Here is a 16,320-nt window from a genome sequence, read left to right as displayed (position 1 = left end):
ATTTACCAATAGATTTAGTTATTTCTCCAAACAGTACGGAGCGTTACCTACTGGTCTACTGTTTTTGTTAATACTGGCGATGTGTCAATCATCTGGCAAAAAACAGGGGGAGTCTGTACACTTTGAGACTACGCTGTCGGCCCCACCCCAACTCGATCCGGTCATTACCCGAACCATTCCATTGCTGGATCTTCCCACGATCAGTCTTGATCAGGGAGTCTATATCAACCGGAGAGACCGCCCAGACTCTACACATATCCAGAGTTACGTTATGCTTACCGGTTTTACGGCGGGTCTTGGGTGGTCTCTCCTGCATACGGAAGTCAGTATTAGTCCTGACTTCCGTCTTCATTACTCGACGGTCGGTATTATGGTATGGTCTCTACTGGGCATTCCGATTTATAGTCAGGAAAAAGATTTCAACGGGACGATACTTCTTGAGCATACCGCTCAAAATTTCACGCCTACCGCCCACACGCTGGCATCTGGCCCCTGCCCTGAACGGAACGGGCTATTGGGTTCGTAACGACCAAACAGTTTGGCAGTACCGCGGAAGCCTAATTCGGTGGTCAATCCCCAGCGGACGGGATTCAGGTTGAAGGCGCCATGTGTTCGTACAGCTCTGGCACCTTGAGGTTTTTCTTTTGTGTAGCTGTCCAGGCGTATACCCGCATAAGCACCCATACCGATGGTGAAGCCCGATCGGAACGATACGTTCAGGATAACGGGTAGGTTAAGCTGTGTTGTCACAAACTTCGATTTGCGCAGTTCAACGCTGGATGCTTCCACGATCAGTTCATTATTCCGCTCGACCAGTTTGTCGGAATCTTCGAACATGAAATTATTCCAGGCAACTTCCGGACCCGTAACAAGCCGCAGTTTGGTTGACCCGTTCACGGCTAATGGAATTCGTTTCTGCCAGGCCAGGGCCACAAACCGGGAGCCAATCGGGCTGAACGCGCCACCATCTCCTTTGAAGCCTGCCGGTGACTGACTGAAATTATTGAACCCGGCATAGATACTGAAGTCGCTGGTAACACGTTCGATGTACTTTTTCGACTTCACGGGTGTAGTCGAAGAATCGGTGGTGATGATGATCGTCGTTTGAGCAAACGATGCGGCCGAAGTAGCTATCAAGGCCGTGGTGAGGATGTGTTGGACGAAATTCATGGCGTTTCGAAAATTATGGTTTAGGAAATTTGAAGTTGTCAGGATTCAGGAATGTACTCCTTGTGTTAATTGACAGGAAGATGTAAAACACCCCGCTGGAGGTTGCATCGGGATTGCTTTTTTTTTCATCCCTCCGAAATAAAAACCCAAAACCTAATCCATACGACTACTAATCAGCTACTTAGTTGCCTTAATTTTTATCAATAACCAGCTGATCAGGCTCCGCAACGGGTAGGCAGTTATCGTCCACGCTATACAATCTTCGTTTTTTACAGGCAACGGTAATACCAGCAGCCACGGTGAGGTGGACGGCAGATTCCTTATTCTTACGGGTGATTTGAGAAGGCAACAAGCCCGGCCGTTACCGGCGCATCAGGGCGGTTCGACGGGAGTCGAGTTTGAGGAAGATAAACAGCAGGATCGAGAAGGACCACAGCGACGAACCGCCGTAGCTGAAAAATGGCAGAGGAATCCCGATGACGGGCATGAGGCCAATGGTCATACCGATATTGACCATAACGTGAAAGAAAATAATGCCCGCTACGCAGTACCCATATACGCGCGCAAACTTACTCCGTTGCTTTTCGGCCAGGATAATGATGCGCGTTAGCAAGCCCAGGAACAGCGCAATGACCACCATACTACCAATGAAGCCGTGTTCTTCGCCTACAGTACAAAAAATAAAATCAGTGCTCTGCTCAGGGACAAAATCGAATTTAGTCTGAGTACCTTCCAGAAATCCTTTCCCCTGAAGCCGCCCTGAACCGATGGCAATTTTGGCCTGTGTCACGTTCCACCCTACGCCTAACGGATCGATAGTTGGATCGACAAGGACTTTGATCCGGTTGCGCTGGTGCTTCTGCAAAACGTTGTTCACGAAGAAATCGACACCCGCTACGATGACCATCATGCCAACGCCAATAAAACCCATGGAAATCAGATTACTCATGGTTCGATTGTAGCGCGGCATCAGCAGGACTACGACAGCAAAAAGCGCTACTATTCCTGCGGCAATATAAAGCATCGGAAAAATAAGGGCCAGCACGAACAGAGCCGCTACCGTAATGCCTACAGCTGGTATCCAACCCGGCAGTCCTTCCCGGTAAAGCATGATCACAAACGAAGCAAACACCAGGGTTGAACCGGTTTCGTTAGACGCCAGAATCAGGATACAGGGGAGCACGATGATACCCCCAATTCGAAGCAGATCTTTCTGGCGAGTCAGATTCATACCCGGCACATCCAGGTATTTCGCCAGTGCCAGCGCCGTAGCAACCTTGGCAAATTCAGCGGGTTGAATAGAAAACCCACCAAACTTGAACCACGACCGCGACCCATTGATGTTAGAGCCCAGGAACAACACCAGGATCAGCATCACGATCATAAACGCGTAAAAGAGATAGGCGAAGGAGTCGAAAAACTTATGGTTGATAACCAGAATGCAGATAATGAGTAGTACCGTTGTGCCAATCCACATCATCTGTTTTCCGGCATTGGTCGACATGTCGAACAAGCTGGTATGATCCTCGGGGCTATATACGGCGGCATAGACATTAAGCCAGCCGATCAGGACACAACCCAGGTACAGGATCAGGGTTAGCCAGTCAATATTTTGAGAGAAGGGATCGTTACGAGCCAAAGGACCTGGTATTTATAGTTGCTCAGACGGTGGGTTTGTGCAGTGGGGAGCAGGCAGGGCAACAGACCATTTGTAGTCGTTTTGACCTGCGTACTCATCAACGCGCTGTTAATTTCCGCTGACGCCGGGTACCACAACGCTTTTGGGTTTAATGCCGGTCATAAGCGGTTTGAGAACGGAATCTTTCCGGGACGAATCCTTTCGGGGACGTATAGGGACCGGTTCCTTCGGCTTGACCGGCACCACAGGCGGCAGGTAGTTGGCAGCTTTGACTTTCTGGTCCAGCCGGGTTGCTTCGGTTTTCCGTTTCAGGTAACGCTCAGCGACCAGCGCGGCTACAGAAGCAGCAGCATCTCCTCCCCAGCCCGCATTCTCGACAAACACGGCGACGGCGATCTTCGGATTGTTCATCGGTGCAAAGCCGATAAAAATAGAGTGGTCAAATTTATGGCCGCGCTTTGCGTTTTGCGACGTACCGGTTTTACCACACAATTCAACGCCGGCAATATTGGCCAGGGGCGTCACTGTTCCATGCACCACTGCTCCGCGCATTCCCTCAATGACAGGCAGGTAATACTGCCGGTCAATGTCGGTTTCGTGCCGCTGCCGGTATTCTGCCGGAACACCTACACCGGGCTTTCCAAAGCCTTTGATGTAATGCGGAGTGATGTAATAGCCGCGGTTGGCGATCGTAGCAGCCAGATTAGCCAGTTTTATGGGGCTGATCAGCAATTCACCTTCGCCGATGCTCAAAGAATACACATTCGAGAATTTCCACCGGTACTGCCCGCGGTACATTTTGTCGTAATCATCGACGGTAGGCAGATTTCCTTTTAGCTCGCTTGGCAAATCGATCCCCAGCCGTTGCCCGATGCCAAACTTTTCGACCATGTCGTGCCATTTTCGCATACCAACTGCCGACGCCTTGAAGGTGTTGGTCTCGCCGTTGTGGTAGATAAACTTTCGGAATACGTTGTAGAAATACGGGTTGCACGAATACTGCACGGCACCGCGCAGATTCTGACCTCCGTGGCAGTGGCACCGCATTGGCGAACCACCATGCCCATATACCATACTTGGATGAAGCGAACCGTCCTGTTGAGCAATCAGCGCCTGAATCAGTTTAAACGTCGATCCGGGCCGGTAGCTGGCCATAATGGGACGGTTGATCAGGGGCTTGTACGGGTTTTTGATGAGCGCCCGATAATTCTTGGAGAACGACCGACTCGATAACAGGTTAGGATCGTACGTTGGCGCCGAGACAGAGACCAGAATTTCCCCTGTTTCCGGCTCCAGTGCCACCACCGAACCTACTTTGTTGACCATCAAACTATCGGCATAGCGCTGAACCTCCACATCGATACTTGTAATCAGGTTCTGTCCAGCCAGAGCCAGCGTATCGAAGGCTCCGTTTTTCCAGGACCCCTTGTTAACACCACGTACGTTCTGCATCATGAATTTCACCCCACGCTTGCCACGCAGTTGTTCTTCATATTGCTCCTCCAGCCCGTTATGACCCACATAATCCCCCTGTCGGTAATACGGAATATCCTGATTGTCGAGTTTCTTGCGGCTAATTTCACTAACATACCCCAACGCATTGGCCATGGTATGAGCCGGATAGGTACGCATCGCACTGATGACCGGCTCAAAACCCCGGTAATCGACGAGGGCATCCTGAATACGGGCAAAGTCCTCTTTGGACAGTTGCCTCATGAATAAGGACGGCTTCAGTGACGAGTAATTTTTGGCCAGCCCCATGATGCTGTCGAAATCCGACCGGGTAATAGCCATCATCTGGCAGAAAGCCGTCGTGTCGGGAATTCGTACCTGTTTAGGTGTTACATACAGGTCGTAAACGGGCGTATTATAAACCAGCAGTTCGTTGTTTCGATCATAGATCTGCCCCCGGTAGGGTACTTCGACCACTCGCTTGATGGAGTTTTTCGATGCCCCCAGCGAATAGGTATCGTCCAGTACCTGTAAATAAAACAAACGCGCCAGAAACGTTAATCCAACGAGGCAGAAAACACCGATGATAACCCACTTACGATTCTCTAACATACTGAGAACACCCCCTAAACCAAGCTACGAATAAGAAACCATACCAAAGATAAGCAAACTTTTTTTCTACCATCCCCGCGCTGTTGTCTTTACTCGGCAGAGATACATATCAGCCGTGATATACAGGGTAGAACCATCATCGCCCCAGGCACAGTTAGCGGTAGCACCCCCAATGTTAATATGGCCCAGCAATTCGCCTGCCGACGACACGATCAGCACCCCACCGGGACCAGTGGCCCAGAGGTTACCCTCCCGGTCTACTTTCATACCATCGAAGCCCCCGGAGAGCCCTTGTTTTTTCAACCCTTCGGCTCCGAACACGACACGCCCTTTGCCTACAGACCCATCTGCCTGCATTGGATAGGCCATGATCATGGGTCGTTCCGGATCTGACTGCGCCACATAAAGCGTTTTCTGATCGGGTGACAAAGCAATCCCGTTAGGACGGGTCAACTCATTGGTGAGCAATGATACCACACCCGGCTGATCACCACGGGCTGGCGCTATTCGATAAACGCCAAAATCGGTCGTCTCCCGGCTTGGGTCTTTTTCTTTCTTAGGCAGGCCATAAGGTGGATCGGTGAAATAATAGCTCCCGTCCGGATGTGCCACCACGTCGTTAGGGCTATTAAAGCGCTTGCCTTTGTAATTGTCGGCAAGGGTACGTTTGCCGCCAATTCCATTGATAGGCATGGCCGTAACTCGCCGGTCGCCATGCTCACAGGCAATCAACTGTCCATTGCCATCGATCGTTAACCCATTGGAGCCGGGTTCATCGCCATAGGTACCCAGGCCGGTATAGCCTGACGGTTTCAGAAAAGGGGAAACGCCCTCTTTTTCTGTCCATTTGAAGATGGTATTCTGTGGTACATCGGAAAAAAGCAGGTAAGGACTACTTCCTTTCACCCAGACCGGGCCTTCTGTCCACATAAATCCGCTGGCCAGTACTTCTATCTGGGCATTCTTCGGAATCAGCTTATCCAGGCGGGGATCAGTCCGTACAATCTGACCGATGGCCGGATACGGGGTCTGAGCTAGTACCGGGTAAAATGACACGGCCAGCAAACTGGCCATCAGGATAGGTTTTGCGTTCATGGTTTTGTGTTAGGAATGGTAAAGCAGCGTATCGTATAAGCAACGAAGTCAATTACATTACTCCACCCGTACAGTTCCCGTGCCTACACCCGGCCGGCCACTGGCGGTAGCGCCTTCGGCCCGGATACGAAGGTTGGTTTTCGAATCAGAGGTATAAAACGATACCGTTGCTTTCCCGTCGGCACCTGTTTGAACCAGCGGCTCCCAAAACAACGTAGTCCGATAATCGGGGCGTCGGTCTGACTGCTCATTTTTTACCGCATAGCGGGGCGCATAAAACTGGCGGACGGCCGCGTATCCGGGCAATTTCGCGACCAGTGTACCGGGAGCAGCATCTTTGGAAAGATCATACTCGGGCGATCCCCGTTTAGTCAGCACAGAAATAACGCCCCCACTGCCCCGTGACCCGTAAATAGCCGCCGAAGCCCCTTTCAGTACGTCTACCTTCTCCACGTCCTGCACGGATATACTCAGGACTGTTTGCAAATCGACAGGCATTCCATCCAGCAGAAAGAGGGGTTCGACTGGCCCACTGAAGTTGGCCGCCCCCCGAATCTGTACACGTGCGCTAAATCCTGAACCTGTTATCTGAACGCCCGCAATACGCCCCTGAATGACATCCAGAATGGTCAGTCGTCCAGCCGCGTTGTTTTGATCGAATTTAACACTGGCGTCCGGCGTACCATAAATTGTTCGTGAGTCCCGCTCCTGAACGCGCTTTGCCTTCACGGTTACACTCTGGAGCAATACCTCCCCATTTCGCCGGATCTGGCGTTCAATTTCCAGGTATTCACTGGTCCGCTTTACAAATTCGGCCAACTCATCACGCCGAAATTCAAACGGGTTGTAGGGCACCCTGGTCACGGTAATGGCAGGGTTGAGCAACTGGTCGAGCGTTATCACCAAATCGCGGTTGGCCTTCCCTTTCGTTCCCTGGATCAATACCGTCGTCGTATCGGAAAAATCAAGATCGTAGGCTGCATAATTTCCCAGTTCGTCGGACTCGCCCACCAAAAAGTCACGCTGGCCCTCTTTACCCAGGCTATCACGACGTGCCAGAATGAAAGTAAGCTTTACCTTTCCGCCAATGTCTTTTCCATTCGGGCGAACCACCCGCCCTGTCAGTGACAACCCTTGCTCAAGCGGGTATTTTCTGGCGGGAATCGTACCTGCCAGCACATCCGCCCAGGCAAACCGTCTCCACCCCTGGGTCATCATCAGCAAATCGAGGTGTTGGGTACGGTTGGCCTGTCTGGAATCGAAGTAGTAACCCGGCTGTTCTATAGTACCCATCAGGTCTGATGACAGCAGCAGGTGCGACGTGATGGTAGCACTATTGGAATCGGCCTCGGGCGATAGCCGCGCATCAACAGCCGCCAGCGACAGGTTGGCCGCTACGGGTTTCCCGGCAGCGTCTGTTGTTGTAACAGTGAGTTCGACTTTTTCGCGATTTTTATACGTCGTTTTGTCAGATGTTATACCAACCGTTAGCTGCTCATTCCTGTTGACGAAGACCAGCCGTTCGCCAACAGGTTTGTTTGCTTCGTCGAATAGCGTTAGTTGCGCAATGCCTTCGGGAAACTCCGCTTTGGGGAGTTGAACCACCGACGCAGTCTTGCCAAATGGCACCGTTACGGCATGAACCAGGATACCCCTCGTTTGAGCGACCAGCGTCATCGCCGTAGCCGACGATTCGGTCTCGACCACTTTATTATGCCGCAAATATACCCGTATGTACTCCTTGCTGGTTAAGTTGTCCACTTGCATCACGATACCCTGCGGTTTTACAACAGGTATTGGATAAGCGTCAAGGCTACCATTGGCATGCTGCACGAAAGCCGTATAGGTTTGCCCGGCTTCGGGTTTGATCGCGAAGTAACCCATGCCGGTATGCAGACTAAAAAAACCGGTTATCGTGTCTTTTTTGGCATTCAGGACAAACCCGCTAACCGGGACGGAACGCCCTCCGCTCCCTATGGCTTTGAAAGCTACACGCCCGTCGAGACCCGCCACCAGTTGGCCCCCTTCAGGCAAAAATTGAACATCCAGTTGACGCGGGAGCGGTTTTTGCTGTGGACTACCCGTACTGGCTGACGCATCTGGCTGTAGTATGGTTAGTGTTTTGGTATAGAAGTAATCGTCTGGCTCATTACGCATGTAACTGGTATAAGCCCGCAACTGATAGGTGCCAGCGGAAATAGAATCCGGGAGGCTCAACTGACCGGGTGCGTAACTATCCGTTACCCGTAGTTGCAACCGCTGCCGGATCTTACGGGCAGCGGGGTCAACCAGTTCGACGTACAACACCCGGCTAACCGTATCGGCAACGTGACTATTCCCATTGAACAGATAGCCTTTTATCCAGATCGTTTCGCCAGTGAGATAAATATCCCGGTCGGTATGTAGGTATACTTTCTCAATTGGACGTTGTTCACTGTAGGCTTGAAGCCGCTCAACCAGCTGCCTCACAAACGCATCATCATTGTTGACGAAAGCAAACAAAACGCCGGCACTCAGTAATAAAAGCAGGAAAACAACCCGGCTAAATGCAAAAAACATAGAATAGATTTTGAGACGTAGTTACTTCGTTTACTAATCGAGCGACTAAATTAGCGAAAATACCCTCTTTGATTATGACAACACTCAATCATAAAACGGCGTTAATTCTCGGTGCAACGGGTCTTATCGGCGATCTGTTAGCTCATCAACTTATTGAGTCATCACGATACGAGAACGTAAAAGTTTTAGTCCGGCATTCGTTAAGCTGGAAACATCCTCGTTTGCAGGAGATACCATTTGATTTCGAACGTCCCAATGGGTTACTCATCAACGCCGACGATATATTTTGCTGTCTTGGCACGACAATGAAAAAGGCGGGTTCGAAAGAAGCGTTCAGAAAGGTTGATTATCAGTATCCAATGGATATCGCCCGCCTGGGACTGGCCAATGGTATCAAGCAATTTGCGATTGTTACAGCAATGGGAGCAGATCCGGAATCGTCTTTTTTTTACAATCGGGTAAAGGGAGAGGTAGAACGTGACCTGTTGGCACTGAACATACCAACCTTGTTAATTTTTCGCCCTTCCCTCCTGCTCGGTAACCGGGGCGAAAACCGGCTTGGTGAACGCCTGGCCGAAGGAGCCATGCGGCTATTCAGCCCGCTCATTCCGGCACGGTATAAAGGCATTGAGGCTTTCAAAGTCGCCAACGCCATGCTGACGACAGCCCAGCAGGGGTTAACGGGCAAACATGCCTACGAATCGGACGCACTGCAAGCCTTTTAGCACCCGTCGTTATTAAAAGCCCGCAAGCCCCTATCCTGTGAATGGTTAATAAAGGACCATAATCAGGTACAGGGGCTTGCGGACTTCTGGCGGGTGGCTTATTTAACCAGTCGTTTCTCCAGCATCTTGATATAGTACCCGCCTACCACCGAGCGGGCCTGAAAACCAACCTTCCGGCCGTCGGTCGTTTCGTGCCAGTCATTGAGTGGAACCCGGTCGGGGCTTTCATTAACGAACTTCAACACAGGTGCAATCAAAGACTGAAAATCAGTCTGACGGTCTGCCAGGGTGGCTGTCCAGACAATCCAGTCCGACTTGGTATACGTTTTTCGGCTGTCTAATGGCAAACCAAACGGCTGTTGCCTGGTGAGGTAATAAGCAATTTCGGTTTGCGCTACTTCAGCCGGGAATATGTTCAGTTGCAGTAATTTATCCCATACCAGATTATATTTCTGGCTCCAGGTACCGGGGTTCTCGAATGTCAGTGTATAATGAGGTTTTGCCCCCTCCGACCGATCTTCAGCCATCTTCATCCACTTACGGGCCATAGCCCGGGCCATATCGATATACTCTTTTTCGCGCTCCTTATCTCCCATTCGACCGGCTAGATACCCATAACTGGCAATACCCATGATTGCTTTAACAGACAGGTTCGCGTTACGGGCGATGTGACCGGCGAAATCATCGGTACAGAGTTGATTGGTGGGGTCGAACCCATTTTTTATCAGGTAGTCCGTCCAGATCGTCAGCGTTGACCAGTGCTTTCTGGCGTAATTGGGGTTCCCTTCGACGGCGGCAATGGCGGCTGTCAGAATAAGCATATTGCCACACTCTTCAACTGGCATATCCTCCCCGTACGTTTGCCCGTTAGCAATTGGATAGGTACCCACATCGTGAGCAGCAAACGGTTTTGTCCACCGGCCGCTCTCCGAGTATTGAAAGATGGGTTCCATCATACCCTTCAACAACAACGGATTGTAGAGCAGGAACAAAGGTGCTGAGGGATAAGTCACGTCGACGGTACCGATGGAGCCATTCGAGAAGTTTTCCTTCGAAAAGAAGAACGCTTCACCCGCTGGTCCGGCAACGAGTTTATGCGCCGAAATCGCCTGCCGGTAGCCCAGTATGCATAGCGCGGCATAATCCGCCCCACCAGCTGCCAGCGCGTCGGCGTAAAGCTTTTTATCAAACACATCGCAGGCAACTTTCAGCTTTCCATAGTCGGCTTCAGCCGCCTGCAGGGCCTGCTCAATGGTTGTTTTACCATCCCGGCGCCACCAGGCATTGAGCGGTTGGCCAGCATATTCAACCGACTTCACATCGTCGTAGCCAATGAGGAGATGTCGTTCAACGGCCATACCATCTACTTTGCCCAGGGCCATACTGGTAGCCAGTACGGGTAGGCTGTCGTTTACGATGCGGGGCATCCGTTCATGCAAATCCGTTACGCGTCCTTCACGTTCGAATTGATTCCGGGCGCTGAGCAACGAACCAATCCGCCGACTGGTACCGGCTTCTACGGCAGACGCTACGTATAAATGGCCCCAGTCGATCCGAACATCATCGCCTTGACGGCCAAGAACCTTCTGCTCCACCGTACCAACGCGCATATAGTCGAGCTTACCGGCCCGGCCCCGTCGCCACGTGACCAGTTGGTCGGGCGAGTTAACGGCCAGCTCAGCCGATACGTCGGTGTATAGCTGAACGTCATGGGCTTTACCATCTGTCGACTGAACGCGATAACTGACGTACTGCACTGGCCGGGAAAGGGCTGTCAGATTATCCATCAGCAATGGTGCCATAAACGTAACTGTCAGGCCAATCCCTCCTGCTGTGAACGTATAGACCGATTGGGTAGCGGTCATGTGCCGGCCCGTTTGAGTGGCGGATTTATCAGCCAGTACCCGCTCCTCAACCAGCCCTATATCGACAAAACCCGGGCCGGAAAGATTCTGACTATGAAAGGCAATAACATTCTTACCCTCCCGAAGTAGATCCGAAGCTTTCCTGTGGGTCGGTGTCAAACGGTAGTTGGGCGTGACCCCCGCGACGTTCGCCACTCGTTCGCCGTTTATGAACAGTTCGTAATTATCGTTCTGTATGGCATCGACCATCAGGGGACCATCGGGTACCCGATCGAGCATAACCGTTCTCCGAACGTAGATGTCAGGGGTGGACCAGGGCGTATGGTCGGTTGGTCGGCTCCCGAACGTGCCTTCGCCTACAGTCCACTGGCTATCGTCGAAATCAGGTTTTGTCCATGCGTCCGACTGAGGCTTGCCTGTTATGAACCGGGCCTGATAAGCCTGCCGCTCTGCTGAAGGGACAATGGTTTCACCCACAAAGGAGGGCTTACCCATGAACCGAAATGTCTGGCCATCGACGCGGATGATCCCGTTCAATTGCTGAACCTGCCCGGTCCAGTGGCGAGTAGCGTCACCCGCAAGCTGGTCACCAAATGACCATAAGCTCGTGTAGGGGTCGATGGTCAACAGGGGCGTTGCCGGTGGATTTAAAACTGATTGGGGAGATAAGGTCGATTGCGCGAATCCAGTCAGAACGGTCATAAGTACAAGTGATGTTACGGATAAACATATATGTACAAATGTATAATAAAGAGTATACCAATTGCATCTATAGAACATATATTTTAATTATTTTAATAGGTATTTACTAGTATGAACACTGCTTGATAACTTGGTTGCCAGAAATTGGCAAGTACCTGCCTATTGGACGCATTATCCTTGTCGAAGTCCGCTATAGCCTGTAAATTGACAACTTAGGCAATTCTACACCCTAATAGAGCCAATACCTCCCATTAGAAACACCGTGACAAATCAATCTACTCCATTGGTAACGATACGACCTGCCCATCAGACCGATGTGGATGTAGTTTACGAATTCCTATGCGATCTGGAAGACACAGCGCTGAACCGCTCAGCCTTTCAATTGATCTTTGAGGGTAACCTGGCGAATCCCATGGTTCATTATCTGATTGCCGAACAAGATGGCTTGCCCGTTGGGTTTCTCAGTTGCCACGTTCAGTATCTGTTACACCATACGGGTAAGGTCGGTGAAATTCAGGAACTTTATGTGAAGCCCGACCAGCGCAAACAGCGAATTGGTCACCAGTTTATCGCTGCACTTGGCGAACTGGCAAGTCGGGAGGGTTTCACTCATCTGGAGGTAACAACCAATCAGAAACGCACTGAAACGATTCGTTTCTACGAACGGGAACACTTCTCCTGTACTCATTTTAAGTTAGTCAAATCGCTGTAATCCTCCCATGCGCATCCTCTTTATCTTTCTGCTTAGCTTTCCCTCACTCCTTGGCTATAGCCAGTCAACGAAGACCGACAAAAAGCTTGAAGCCCAACTCAAGACGGCGCTGGCTGGTTTCCGGGGCGATGTGGGCGTTTACGTCCGTAACCTGCGCACGGGAAAGACAGTTGCCATCAATGCCGACTCCCTGTTTCCAACAGCCAGTACGGTTAAAATCCCTATTCAATGTGGGCTATTTGATAAAATACACCGGGGGGAGTTGACCTACAACCAGCCATTGGTCTACAAAGACTCATTGCATTATGACGATGGTATTGTGGGGTCGTTGAAAGACGGAGCCGAGCTATCGCTCAGTAAAGTAGTTATGCTCATGGAAACCGTCAGTGATAACACGGGCAGTCTATGGTGCCAGGCTCTGGCAGGCGGGGGTTCGGCTATCAATCAGTGGCTCGAAACAAACGGGTTTCACCAGACACGGGTCAACTCCCGTACTCCGGGCCGGGCCGCTCATCAGAAACAATATGGCTGGGGACAAACAACACCCCGCGAGTTAGCTGACTTAATCACTTACATCCGGGAAGGCCATGCTGTTAGTCCTGATGCCAGCGACGAAATGTATCGAAATCTGGGCAGGCAGTTCTGGGATAACGATGGCCTGTCGCAGTTGCCACCCCAGATCAAAACCGCCTGTAAGAACGGAGCGGTCAATCAGGCTCGGTCAGAGGTCGTACTCGTTCATGCGCCCCATGGCGAATATGTATACTGCGTCATGACGAAAAACCAAAAAGACGAAAGCTGGGAACGCACCAATGAAGGGTATGCCTTACTCCGTAATGTATCGTCAATTCTCTGGCACCATTTCGAACCGAAATCTACCTGGAAACCACCCATAGGCTACGAAAAGTGGTGGTAGCAGAAGCCCTGCCAGTGGTCGATAGACCCTGGTAGTGGCTTTTGCTACCACCGCCATCATTGAGTACTACCACTGTTTGCCGCATCTGTCTCAGCCACTACCAGAGTCCTATCGGACCACTGGCAGGGCTTTAAACAGAAAAATGCCGCTTCCTATGATGAAAGCGGCATTTTCGATAAAGAAGAGGCTTCAGCTTAATTGGCAAACTGTAGCTTAATTTCGTTCAGTTGACTACGAATCGAGCCATCGATCTGCTGATCGCCAACGCGGAGCACGTAGCCTCCGATTAGCTTCGGATCAATCCGTTCATCCAACTCAACCGATTTCCCGGTCGTATACTTCATAACAATAGCCCGGAACTGCTCACGCAATGTCTCGGTCAACGGCATGGTCGTGATGATCGTGGCCCGTTCAACACCTTTCAACCGCTCATACTGAACCACAAACTGTTCAGCAATCGCGTCGATAATAGCTTCACGGTTCTTATTGGCAATAATTTGAAAAAACGACATAGTCAGTGGATTCAGACGGCTGGCAAAAACAGCCTTCATCACTGAATTCTTCTTTTCTGCCCGCACGATGGGGTTCTTCAAAACCACCGCCAGCTGCCGGTTTTTTGACAGCGTGTCTTTCACGAACTTCATGTCGGTGTACATCGTCTCAGCGATGCCCTGCTCCTTTGCCAGATCAAGCAACGATTTGGCATAACGAGCGGCTACAGTAGCAACTGCCATGATCGATTAGTTTAAACGTGAGTTCGATACCAGGTCCGAAACAAGCTTTTCCTGCGACGTTTTATCGCTAAGCTCTTTACGTAGTACCTTTTCCGCAATATCGATTGAGAGTGTAACTACTTCTTTCTTCATCTGGGCAACCAGCGCCTGACGCTCGTTCTGCATCGCTTCGCGCGCCTGCTCCAGCATCCGCTGGCCTTCGATGGCGGCTCGCTCACGTGAATCCGCAACCATTTTGTCAGCCGTTTCTTTAGCGCCACGCAGGATAGCTTCGCGCTCCGAGCGGGCCTGAACCAGTAATTTCTCGTTATCAGCTTTCAGAGCGGTCATTTCAATCCGCGTCTTTTCGGCCAGATCCAGCGCACTTTGAATGTTGTTTTCGCGCTCGTGCAGGCTATCGGTAATCGGTTTCCAGGCAAATGTCCGAAGGATCAGGAACAGGGCGAGAAACACCACCACCTGCCAGAACAACAGACCAAGATCGGGAGTAAGTAAGTCCATGCGAGTGAATTATTTTATGTATGTCCAGGTATTGGATCAATCTTTTGTTGGAGAATGCCCGCCCACCGGCGACCCCAAACGGGCAGGCATTTCCGAATAAATCAGCGAGTAGTGATGCCAACACCTAATGTAGTCGGCCTACTCAAACACATTGCTACCGGTTCCAGGCCAGATTAAGCCAGCGCAACCAGCAGACAGATAACAGCTGCGAACAGAGCAACGGCCTCGATGAGAGCCGCAATAATCAGCATGGCAGTCTGGATACGACCGGCAGCTTCTGGCTGACGAGCGATACCTTCCATAGCGCTACCACCGATACGACCGATACCTAAACCGGCACCGATAGCCGCTAAACCAGCGCCAATAGCAGCACCCATTACAGACACACTACCCGTAGCTTCCAACAGCAGAGAAAACAGCATTGCGAACATAAACTTCAAACGTATTTATTAGTGAAACAAAAGATTGCAAAACAGTAATTAGTCAAACAGTTGGCCAGTCAGCGAGCGACTCTATCTCACCGACTACTCAACGGCTTCACCTTAGTGGACCTCCGACCCTTCGTAACCGATACCATGATCGGCTTCGTGATGGTCTTCTACGGCGCTACCAATGTACATAGCCGTCAGCAACGTAAAAATGAACGCCTGCAGGAATGCCACCAGTAATTCAATCAAACTCAGAAACAGGGTAAACGCCAACACAACCGGGCTGATCGCCAGACTGGTTGTGGCACTAGCCAGGCTGTTAGCCAGGAAAATAAGGCTCAGCAAGCTCAGGATAATGATGTGGCCGGCCGTGATGTTAGCGAACAACCGGATCATCAGCGACAGTGGTTTCATGAACAAACCAATAATCTCAACCGGAATCATAATCGGTAACAGCGCAATGGGTACACCCGTTGGTTTTACGATGTGCATCCAGTAATGCTTGTTCCCACTGAACGACACAATCAGGAAGGTGATGACAGCCAATACCAGCGTAACCGCAATGTTACCCGTCAGGTTAGCCGCGCCAGGCAACAGGCCCAGCAGGTTGTTGACCAGGATAAAAAAGAATAACGTCAGCAGATAGGGCAGGTACTTTCCGTATCTGGGTCCAATGCTTGGCTTGGCAATTTCATCCCGTACAAACAGAATGATCGGCTCCAGAAGCGACTGAACTCCTTTAGGTGCCTTGCCTTTGTTGCGGGCATAGCCCCGACTAACGGCAGGAAACAGAGTCAGCAGAATAATAGCGCTCAACAGCAGCGAAGCCACGTTCTTGGTGATCGAGAAGTCGTACACCTTAGCGCCTTCTACTTCCTGGCCTGCTTCGTTCACCCGGTGAATTTTACCGTGCTCCTGCTTGTACCCGTTGTAGGTTTGGTCATGCGCCAGCCGCGACGAAGAAAATACTTCAACGCCCCGATCAGCCGAATACAGAATCACTGGTAAGGGAATGGTAACGCCGTGCGCCAACTCCCAGCCGTGTTCATCTTTAACGTGGTGCATGATCATATCACCTACGTTAAATTTCTTTTTCTCACCAGGCACTTCGCCCTCGTGGCCATGCTCCTGCGCCTGGCTCAATGTTAACGAACTCAAAACGAGTGCCGTAACCAACAAAAACTTATTAATAACCGAACGTATCATATGA

Annotated in this window: 14 protein-coding genes; 4 read left to right on the top strand and 10 right to left on the bottom strand. The window is 50.9% G+C overall.

Annotation, left to right across the window (positions count from 1 at the left end):
• Positions 1-79: 79 nt before the first annotated feature.
• Entirely contained in the window at positions 80-526 is a 447-nt protein-coding gene (locus FH603_RS18735; protein ID WP_186739204.1) for a hypothetical protein, read from the top strand.
• Here the strand turns inward: FH603_RS18735 and FH603_RS18730 are convergent.
• The 5 genes from FH603_RS18730 to FH603_RS18710 form a co-directional block, all read right to left on the bottom strand.
• Positions 451-1,170 carry an outer membrane beta-barrel protein gene (locus FH603_RS18730; RefSeq protein WP_186739202.1) on the bottom strand — a complete coding sequence of 240 codons (720 nt, stop codon included), beginning with the start codon at positions 1,168-1,170 and terminating at the stop codon, positions 451-453. The genes FH603_RS18735 and FH603_RS18730 overlap by 76 nt on opposite strands.
• Before the next feature lie 361 nt (positions 1,171-1,531).
• On the bottom strand, positions 1,532-2,809 hold the full coding sequence (gene rodA / locus FH603_RS18725; protein ID WP_186739200.1) for a rod shape-determining protein RodA: 1,278 nt from the start codon (positions 2,807-2,809) through the stop codon (positions 1,532-1,534).
• A 108-nt stretch (positions 2,810-2,917) separates the two neighbouring features.
• Entirely contained in the window at positions 2,918-4,873 is a 1,956-nt protein-coding gene (locus tag FH603_RS18720; protein WP_186739199.1) for a peptidoglycan D,D-transpeptidase FtsI family protein, read from the bottom strand.
• A 66-nt stretch (positions 4,874-4,939) separates the two neighbouring features.
• Positions 4,940-5,968: an SMP-30/gluconolactonase/LRE family protein gene (locus FH603_RS18715; protein WP_186739198.1), complete on the bottom strand. Its 1,029-nt coding sequence runs from the start codon at positions 5,966-5,968 to the stop codon at positions 4,940-4,942.
• 57 nt (positions 5,969-6,025) lie between these two features.
• Positions 6,026-8,527, bottom strand: a complete 2,502-nt coding sequence (locus FH603_RS18710; RefSeq protein WP_186739197.1) for a TonB-dependent receptor plug domain-containing protein — start codon at positions 8,525-8,527, stop codon at positions 6,026-6,028.
• A 74-nt stretch (positions 8,528-8,601) separates the two neighbouring features.
• On the opposite strand from FH603_RS18710, the gene FH603_RS18705 reads away from it, so the two are divergent.
• Positions 8,602-9,252, top strand: coding sequence for an oxidoreductase (locus tag FH603_RS18705; protein WP_186739196.1), 651 nt, complete (start codon positions 8,602-8,604; stop codon positions 9,250-9,252).
• Positions 9,253-9,350: 98 nt separating this feature from the next.
• Here the strand turns inward: FH603_RS18705 and FH603_RS18700 are convergent, their stop codons facing one another.
• Positions 9,351-11,819: a glutaminase family protein gene (locus tag FH603_RS18700; protein WP_235985445.1), complete on the bottom strand. Its 2,469-nt coding sequence runs from the start codon at positions 11,817-11,819 to the stop codon at positions 9,351-9,353.
• A gap of 283 nt (positions 11,820-12,102) precedes the next feature.
• Here FH603_RS18700 and FH603_RS18695 point away from each other — a divergent pair, with 283 nt between their 5' ends.
• Together FH603_RS18695 and FH603_RS18690 are read left to right on the top strand one after the other, a co-directional pair.
• The gene (locus FH603_RS18695) at positions 12,103-12,531 is read left to right on the top strand and encodes a GNAT family N-acetyltransferase (RefSeq protein WP_208493106.1); all 429 of its coding nucleotides are present in this window, start codon (positions 12,103-12,105) and stop codon (positions 12,529-12,531) included.
• Positions 12,532-12,538: 7 nt separating this feature from the next.
• Entirely contained in the window at positions 12,539-13,447 is a 909-nt protein-coding gene (locus FH603_RS18690) for a serine hydrolase (protein WP_186739192.1), read from the top strand.
• A gap of 194 nt (positions 13,448-13,641) precedes the next feature.
• On the opposite strand, the gene atpH is transcribed toward FH603_RS18690, so the two are convergent.
• From atpH to atpB, 4 genes are all read right to left on the bottom strand, one after another.
• A complete protein-coding gene (gene atpH, locus FH603_RS18685) occupies positions 13,642-14,181 on the bottom strand; it encodes an ATP synthase F1 subunit delta (RefSeq protein ID WP_186739190.1) in 540 nt (179 codons plus the stop codon).
• 6 nt (positions 14,182-14,187) lie between these two features.
• Positions 14,188-14,682: a F0F1 ATP synthase subunit B gene (locus FH603_RS18680; protein ID WP_186739188.1), complete on the bottom strand. Its 495-nt coding sequence runs from the start codon at positions 14,680-14,682 to the stop codon at positions 14,188-14,190.
• 173 nt (positions 14,683-14,855) lie between these two features.
• Positions 14,856-15,104: an ATP synthase F0 subunit C gene (atpE, locus tag FH603_RS18675; RefSeq protein ID WP_080241042.1), complete on the bottom strand. Its 249-nt coding sequence runs from the start codon at positions 15,102-15,104 to the stop codon at positions 14,856-14,858.
• Between the two features lie 120 nt (positions 15,105-15,224).
• A complete protein-coding gene (gene atpB / locus FH603_RS18670) occupies positions 15,225-16,316 on the bottom strand; it encodes a F0F1 ATP synthase subunit A (RefSeq protein WP_186739186.1) in 1,092 nt (363 codons plus the stop codon).
• Positions 16,317-16,320 lie beyond the last annotated feature (4 nt).

The organism is Spirosoma utsteinense (assembly GCF_014282275.1).
GTDB classification, from domain to species: domain Bacteria; phylum Bacteroidota; class Bacteroidia; order Cytophagales; family Spirosomataceae; genus Spirosoma; species Spirosoma utsteinense.
The sequence above is the reverse complement of the archived record's forward strand: the minus strand, read 5'-3'. Positions and strand labels throughout refer to the sequence as shown.